At 41.1% G+C, this 1,665-nt stretch carries 1 pseudogene; it reads left to right on the top strand.

Annotation, left to right across the window (positions count from 1 at the left end):
* Positions 1 to 109 precede the first annotated feature (109 nt).
* Positions 110 to 1,523, top strand: a pseudogene (locus QQK26_RS16075) (ISLre2 family transposase).
* Positions 1,524 to 1,665: the final 142 nt, after the last annotated feature.

Consider the following 1,665-nt stretch of genomic DNA (forward strand, 5'->3'; position numbering starts at 1 on the left):
TAATAAACCTAAGTGTAAAATTTATTGAGGTTTCCTCTAGACGAATAAAAAAGAAACCGTTACTCTATTCATTGGGCTGACAGGCACTAATGAATAAAGGCGGTTTCTTATGGATTCTATTGTAACAGATTTAGTGGAAGTAATGAAGAAGGAAAAAATTTTTTATAAGAGAAAGAGCCATGATGATTTTTTTGCGCAACTGATAGCGACAATCACCCAACTAGCTTTTCAAACGCTCGATGAAGAAATTTGTGCCCAATGGAAGAAAGAAGGCTTTCGCGTCGACCGCAAAAGCGAAAGAACCATCACCTTTTTGTTTGGCACGGTGACCTATGTTCGTCGCCGAATGAAAAATCAAGCCAATGACATTCGTTATCCCTTAGATGAATTTCTAGGGATTCGAAAAGGCATTCGTTACAGTTCGCTTGTCCTGCGCAATGTCTCTCAATTAGGCAGTATGATGGTCTATCGTCATGTTTCTCAAGCGATCGATTGTTTGACATCTTGGCGTATGAGTCATCAAAACGTGCAACAATTGGTGGTTAAAACGGGAGAGTTAATCCAAGCCAAAAGCACGCATGAAAGTCGTTATGACGGGATTATCACCAAGAAAAAAGTGCCTTATTTATATCTGGAAGGAGATGGCGTAAAGATCAACGGACAAAAGAAACAATCTCTTGAAGTCCATCGTTTTCAAGTGTGCGAAGGGAGCCAGAAAGTCGGGAACCGCTCGGAGATGATCGCCCCGCACTTTGTGAGTCATCTGAATCGGAAAAAAGCGTATAAAGAAATGATGGCCTATCTTCAAGCCTATTATGATTTAAGTCATACCGTTGTCATTTCCAATAGTGACGGCGGTTCAGGCTATGAAAAGGCCGTGTTTGATGAACTGGCTTTAGGTTGTTTGCGTCATGAACACTTCCGTGATCGTTACCATGTCCATCGGAAGATGAAAGAAAGAATGGCTTTGTTCCTCAACTCCAACATCGAATGATACGAGCGATTGCACATTATGATTGGCAAGAGGTCCAGCTTGTTTTAGATACCTCGGAAAGCTTGATTGAAGAAAAGGAAGCCGAGGCTTTAGAACATTTACGTTTGCTGCATCACTATCTTCAAAGAAGTTGGCCTTATTTAAAATCATTGAAAGCACGAGGAATCAGGGATCCCCAAGCATGTATTGGCACGATCGAAAGTACCCATCGAAAAATCACCTATCGCATGAAGCGCCAAGGTCGTTTATGGACAAAAACCGGGGCCCAAGCCATGATTCGTGTCATAGATAGTTTAAGAAACCAAGAATTTGAAGGTTGGTTGAACCAATACGAAGCCCTTCCGGACGACGTCGTCGCTCAAGAAAAGCGTTGGCAAGCTATGAAACGCTGGGTACAGAAAAAACCTCATTTTCAAGCTCATGAAGGTGCGTTTAAAGGGCAAATGGGCGAAGGAAAAGCGAAAAGTGCCCTTTAGGCCAATTCGCCAAAGGATTAAACCAATTAATAATGACCCCGAATTATCTCTAATAAAAACTTGTTTTTGTTAGAGATAATGAGGGCAAACCGAACGAAAGTGAGGTTGAAAATAACTTCGTGTCTGCCCCAAAAGACGGTTTTTTTATTCAACCTCAATAAACTTGACACATACTTAATAAACAATTAACTATAT

The organism is Arenivirga flava (assembly GCF_030161575.1).
Taxonomy (GTDB): Bacteria; Actinomycetota; Actinomycetes; order Actinomycetales; family Microbacteriaceae; genus Arenivirga; species Arenivirga flava.